Origin of the sequence: Pseudoalteromonas sp. P1-7a (genome assembly GCF_001401855.1) — a bacterium.
GTDB lineage: Bacteria > Pseudomonadota > Gammaproteobacteria > Enterobacterales > Alteromonadaceae > Pseudoalteromonas.
On record NZ_LKDU01000060.1, the window covers coordinates 1 to 5,738 of the forward strand.

4 protein-coding genes are annotated in these 5,738 nt (G+C 44.0%); 1 reads left to right on the plus strand and 3 read right to left on the minus strand.

Annotated elements, in window-relative coordinates:
* Positions 1 to 525 precede the first annotated feature (525 nt).
* From eat to AN389_RS19260, 3 genes are read right to left on the minus strand one after another with little or no spacing between them, the layout of a single operon-like run.
* Entirely contained in the window at positions 526 to 1,929 is a 1,404-nt protein-coding gene (eat, locus tag AN389_RS19250; RefSeq protein ID WP_055020482.1) for an ethanolamine permease, read from the minus strand.
* A gap of 21 nt (positions 1,930 to 1,950) precedes the next feature.
* Positions 1,951 to 2,820: an ethanolamine ammonia-lyase subunit EutC gene (gene eutC, locus AN389_RS19255; protein WP_055020483.1), complete on the minus strand. Its 870-nt coding sequence runs from the start codon at positions 2,818 to 2,820 to the stop codon at positions 1,951 to 1,953.
* Positions 2,820 to 4,223: an ethanolamine ammonia-lyase subunit EutB gene (locus AN389_RS19260; protein WP_055018295.1), complete on the minus strand. Its 1,404-nt coding sequence runs from the start codon at positions 4,221 to 4,223 to the stop codon at positions 2,820 to 2,822. The genes eutC and AN389_RS19260 overlap by 1 nt, the downstream gene beginning before the upstream one ends.
* Positions 4,224 to 4,442: 219 nt before the next feature.
* Between AN389_RS19260 and AN389_RS19265 the strand changes: the two genes are divergently transcribed.
* A complete protein-coding gene (locus tag AN389_RS19265) occupies positions 4,443 to 5,411 on the plus strand; it encodes a helix-turn-helix domain-containing protein (RefSeq protein ID WP_055018296.1) in 969 nt (322 codons plus the stop codon).
* Positions 5,412 to 5,738 lie beyond the last annotated feature (327 nt).

The following is a 5,738-nucleotide window of genomic DNA, read 5'->3' on the forward strand; positions in this document are numbered from 1 at the left end:
TAACGTGAGCAAGCTCGACGTCTACAAGTTTCACTTCTCATTTACTCCTCATTCTCTTCTCTTTGTGCGTTTTTGTATTAAAGATCAATAAACCACAAAGAGGTTAAGAGCCGCTCCGCTTTTAGAGAAGTAACTAAAATCTTGCGCGAGCAAGCTTCACGCCTACCGACAAACTAACACCGAGGTAAATTACCTTGTAGACGCGCAGCTTGCTGGCGTTTAAAAGCAACGCTTTTACCTAAGCAGAAAGTGATCGTTTTACCACAGAGAAGCGAAGGAGAATACCCAGAAAAGTAACTTGCATCGCGCGCGAGCAAGCTTCACGCCTACAAGTTTCACCTCTCATTTACTCCTCATTCTCCTCTCTTTGTGCATTTTTGTATTAAAGATCAACAAATCACAAAGAGGTTTAAACTCTACAAGCGCGATATAAAATCGCGCCCATAAGCAGAGCTTAATGACTCCTGTAGACGCACAGCTTGCTGGCGTTTTAAAAGCAACGCTTTTACCCTCGTGTTAACCCATTTAGTTTGAGGCGGCTAAGTCTGCTTCAGCATCGGCTAGCATTGCAAATTCTTCATCTGCATTTTTAGCTACCAAATGTTTTGAGCTGTACCCAAAGTAATAAGCTGCCCCAATCACAAAGAGCACGACTGTATACAAAAATGCACGAGGGTCAAACGCATACACACCCGTTAATGCAATAAGCGATAACACTAACGCAATACCCGATGTAACCACGCCACCTGGCGTTTTATATGGGCGGGCTAAATTAGGTTGCTTAATACGAAGCATAATATGGCTCAGCGCCATTAATGCATACGATACCGTTGCACCTACCACCGCCATGGCTAGCATTAAATCGCCCTCGCCACTCAGTGATGCAATAAAACCAAATATAGCGGGTACAATCAGCGCACGTGCGGGGACTTTACGCGCTGTAGTAATTGATAACGAACGCGGTAAATAACCCGCACGCGAAAGCGCAAACACTAAACGGCTATAACCATAAATAATCGAAAAGAACGAGGCAACTAGACCCGCTAACCCTAAAATATTCACTACAGTCGCTAAGCTTGTATTACCCGTTACATTAAGCGCATCTACTAGCGGTACAGCACTTGAGCCCATAACTTGTGCACCGCCCGCGCCAGGCACTAATACAACAACCAGTAGTGCTGTAAATAATAAAAATAACATAGCGCCAATAATGCCTTTAGGTACATCTTTAGCTGGGTTTTTCGCTTCCTCGGCTGCAAGCGGTACGCCTTCTACTGCTAAAAATAACCACATAGCAAAAGGAAGCGCAGCCCACACACCATACCAACCAAGCGGTAAAAATTCATTTGCGCCTGTAGCATTGGTTACCGTCACATCGAACAAATTAGCCGCATCAAAATTAGCAATTAACGCCACGGCGGTGGCAATAATTGCCAGTACAGCCAGGCCACTAATCACCATCATCACTTTTAACGCTTCACCCACACCCGCTAAGTGAATTCCCACAAAGGTTAAATAAAACAGTGCATATACCCACGGGCCATTAAACCCTGTTAATGCCTCAACCGCCGAGCCAATAAATATAACAATAGCAGCAGGTGCTAATGCATATTCAATCAATACCGCAAGACCGGTTAAATAACCCCCTGCAGGCCCCATTGCTTGGCGCGCAAAACTGTAACCACCACCCGCCGCAGGAATAGCGGCCGACATTTCAGCAAGCGATAGCACTAGTGTTAAATACATTATTGCCATTAACACGGCAGCAATTGCAAAGCCGCCCCAACCGGCTTCTGCTATACCAAAATTCCAACCCGCAAAATCTCCCGAAATTACATACGATACCCCAAGCCCTGCAAGCAATAACCAGCCCGCTGTGCCACTTTTTAACTGCCTTTGTGCAAGATACTCTTTATTGTTATTAGACATTTTGACCTCTTTTTTATGGTTTTATTCCGCGATTAAAAAATTAGTGGTTTGAACCTGGTGCTCTATCACATCATCCTGTGTTCGGTCTTTTAAATTAACCCCTGTAAGCCCGCACTTTTTTGCCTCTTGCAATAAATATACGGCTCTTCGGGCTGCCTCAAAGTAGCTAAGCCCTGCAGGGCGAATATTCGAAATACAATTACGACACGCATCATTTAGCCCCGTTTTTGGCGCCCACGTTAAATAAAGGCCCAGGCTGTCGGGGGAGCTAAGCCCAGGGCGCTCCCCAATTAATACCATTACAACCTGCGCATTCAGCAGCTCGCCAATATCGTCACCAATTGCCACGCGGCCTTGCATTACTAAGGTAATTGGCGCAATTTTGTAAGGTGATGGCTCAGTGGGAAGCTGCTTTAAAAGCTCGGTTATAAATGGCGCGGCGTTTTTTTGTACCGCCAACGACGAAAGCCCATCAACGACTACAATAGCTAAATCATACTGCGCTTGTGCGCTGCTTTGCATCGTGTTTAAAAGAGTGTTTCGCCCTGCTTCGTTTAGCTTTCGACCTAAATCGGGGCGCTGCAAATACGTAACACGATCGGCAGCTTCGCTTTGTACATTTAAAGGTTTACCTAAATCACACAGCCCATTAATAGTGCTCAGTGATTTTGTCATTTCGTCAATGTCTAACGGAAAGTTAACCGCATCGCGCGCTTGAGCATGCGATAGCTGAAACGCTAACATTTCAGATGTCGGTAAACTAATACCTGCGCGGCCAAGGCCTATTCGCGCATCCGTAAAACGACGTAAATCACGCCATGGGTTTTCTACCACTTTACCGTTACTTTTATAATTACGTGTTTTTATATTTATAGGTTCTACAGATTTCATTACATCCCTCCTTGCACAGCCTTTAAAGGCGAAGCAAAGGCACTTGGTAAGGTATTTGATAAAATGGACTCGGCAGTATTTTCCATAATTTTCATCCTACTTAGCCAGGCTTCAAACTCAGGGGCGGGACGCGAACCTAAAACACGTCGCACATAGAGCGCATCATGAAACGAGGTGGTTTGGTAGTTAAGCATAATGTCGTCAGAACCTGGTATGCCCATTACAAACGAGCAACCCGCAACGCCAAGTAAGGTGAGTAAGTTATCCATATCGTTTTGGTCGGCCTCGGCGTGGTTGGTGTAACACACATCGCACCCCATAGGTATGCCTAAAAGCTTGGCACAAAAATGATCTTCAAGCCCTGCGCGGGTAATTTCTTTGCCATCAAATAAATACTCAGGGCCAATAAAGCCGACAACGGTATTAACTAATAAAGGGTCAAACTTACGCGCTACAGCATACGCCCGTGCCTCGCAAGTTTGTTGGTCAAGCCCATGGTGCGCATTGGCCGAAAGCGAGCTGCCTTGCCCTGTTTCAAAATACATTACATTATTGCCAACTGTGCCACGCTTTAAGCTCAGCGCAGCATCTTGCGCTTCAGCTAATGTATTCAAATTAAAACCAAAGCTTGAATTTGTAGCCTCTGTACCGCCAATTGACTGAAAAACCAAGTCCACCGGTGCCCCCGCTTCTATGCATTCTATGGTATTAGTTACATGGGTAAGCACACAGCTTTGAGTTGGAATTTCGTATTTCTGAATTACATCATCCATTAGCTTCATCAGCTTTATGGCTTGAGCTACGTTATCGGTGGCAGGGTTAATACCTATAACCGCATCGCCATTGCCGTATAAAAGGCCATCGAGCATGCATGCAGCAATACCGTTTATGTCATCAGTTGGGTGGTTAGGTTGCAAACGTGTTGATAAATGCCCTGGCAAACCTATGGTATTTCTAAACGCACTTTTTACGTGGCACTTTTTGGCAACGAGGATAAGATCTTGATTACGCATTATTTTACTTACCGCAGCGGCCATTTCAGGGGTAATAGCTTGCCTAACACTTGCAAGTACAGTAGGTGTTGCATAGTCACTTAATAACCAGTTTCTAAAATCCCCCACGGTTAAGTGCGAGATAAGTTTAAAGGCGTTTGCATCGTGCTCATCAATTATTAAGCGTGTAATTTCGTCTTGTTCGTAGGGAATAAGCACATCGTTTAAAAATGTTTTAAGCGGCACTTCGGCCAAGGTCATTTGTGCTACTGCGCGTTCTTGTGCCGATTGTGCAATAACCCCCGCTAGTCTATCACCTGAGCGCTGTGGCGTAGCTTTAGCCATTAATTGCGCTAAGCTCTTGAATTGATATGTTTGTGTACCTAACGTATAACTATATCCATGTGCCATGATTTACTCCGTATAACTAATATTTAAAACCTTGGTATAGGGCTTGCGTTATATTAGCTATAAATCAATTTTGAATAGTTACAAGAGAGCTTAATTTATACCAAGTGACTATCGAATTTTGGCAAATCATCTTTTATTATTGTATTTCAGCAAGTTACAAATGTAACTTTGTCACATACGTAAACTAAATTTTATTTACTTTAAAAGAGCATCACCGATATGGCGCAGCAAGGCAGCAACTATGCACCACAAAAGAGCAAGGTATTCACCCACGATATTGACGAGCAAGCACATAACCTTACTCAATGGCAGCAAAAGTATGACCAAGTAAGCGATGGCGGATTTTTTGGTTGCATAGAAGGCGTTAATTACAGCGGTATCCATGCGTTTAAAGAGTACACCGAACGCGCACTGCGACAACAATGCAACATAGCACCTAACTCTATTTGGCTGGGTATACCGAGTCAGTCTCAGCAAAGTAAAATTAATGGTCTTGATGTGGCAAGCAATCAGTTTATGTGCCGCACAAGCAATAGCGACTTTGAACTAATTACCCCTGAGCAATTTGATATTTACGGTTTGGTTATTAACTGGCATTCCATTGAATATATGGCGCAGTTACAGGGCGTTACAATTAAAAACCTTTCATCAACACAATCTGCTCGTTTGTCGGTAAGCGACTCATCACTTAAAACAGCAAGGCAAATAATTAATACTATGGCAACTGGCACTGGCTTTGGGCTAAAACCAGAATCCCAACAAGATATGCTTAATATGCTAGCACTACACTTATTACAAGCCGATAACCCGCAGCAAAGCATTGCCCCAAGTTACAAACACCGTAAAGCAGTGGTCGATAAAGTAAAAGAGTACGTGGCAGCCAACCCCCAAAAAACAATTACCATAACCGAACTTTGTGAGCTTACTTTTGTTAGTAGGCGTACATTGCAATACAGTTTCGAAAGCATATTAGGTATTAACCCACTTAAGTTTTTGCGTTTAACCCGTTTAAATAGCGTAAGGCGAGCACTTAAAACGGTTGGCCAAACCAAGCCAATATCCGTTATAGCAGCCAATTGGGGATTTTGGCATGCAGGGCAATTCACTAAAGACTACACGCAATTATTTGGCGAAAATCCCTCTCAAACCATCGCCAATAATTTGAAAGAGGCAACCTTTGAGTATTAAATGCGGCAAAGCTCACATCACAACCCCCTACCTACAAAATTAACACCGAAGTAAGCAAGCTTCACGCCTACCGACAAACTAACACCGAGGTAAATTACCCTGTAGACGCGCAGCTTGCTGGCGTTTTAAAAGCAACGCTTTAACCGGGGTATAAAGGATTGTTTCACCACCGAGAAGCGAAGGAGAGTACCTGGAGAAGTGACTAAACGATAAGGGTGCTTTCTCTGTGTAGCGCGAAGCGCCTCGGTGTACTCGGTGGTGGAATTAATGAGAAGCTGCGCTTCTAACGTGAGCAAGCTCGACGTCTACAAGTTTCACTTCTCATTT